The organism is Mitsuaria sp. TWR114 (genome assembly GCF_007997345.1).
This window is the reverse complement of sequence record NZ_VOSR01001134.1, coordinates 1-636: the sequence shown is the minus strand read 5'-3', so window position 1 is coordinate 636 and position 636 is coordinate 1. Positions and strand designations below refer to the sequence as shown.

Genomic DNA, 636 nt, shown 5'->3' with positions numbered 1-636 from the left:
GTCGCGCAGCAGCGTGGTCAGGAAGCGGACATAGGCCTGCGTGGTCGAGATCTCGCGACCCTCGGCGGTCGGGTCCAGCACGGCCTGGAAGGTGGCCAGGTCGGGCACCTTCAGCGCTTCATCGGCCTGCGGGCGGCGCTTGGGCAGGTAGCCGCCCAGCGACTTGCGGCGCTCGTGCAGGTACTGCATCTCGGGCGTGTCGTCGGCCGGCTTGTAGAACGGGATCTTGGCCAGCTCGCTGTCCGGGATGGGGATGTTGAAGCGGTCGCGGAAGGCCTTGATGTCCTCGTCCTGCAGCTTCTTGGTCTGGTGCGCGGTGTTCTTGCCCTCGCCGATCTTGCCCATGCCGTAGCCCTTGACGGTCTTGATCAGCATGACGGTGGGCTGGCCGACGGTGTTGACCGCCTTGTGGTAGGCCGCGTAGACCTTCTGCGGGTCGTGGCCGCCGCGGTTCAGGCGCCAGATGTCCTCGTCGGACATGTTCTCGACCATCTTCAGCAGCTCCGGATGCTTGCCGAAGAAATGCTTGCGCACGAACGCGCCGTCATTGGCCTTGTAGGCCTGGTAGTCGCCGTCCAGCGTCTCCAGCATGACCTTGCGCAGCAGCTCCTGCTTGTCGCGCGCCAGCAGCGGATC

1 pseudogene is annotated in these 636 nt (G+C 65.6%); it reads right to left on the bottom strand.

What is annotated here, in order from left to right:
* Positions 1–636 (bottom strand): annotated as a pseudogene (gene aceE, locus FUT87_RS28145) (pyruvate dehydrogenase (acetyl-transferring), homodimeric type); the annotation flags it as partial.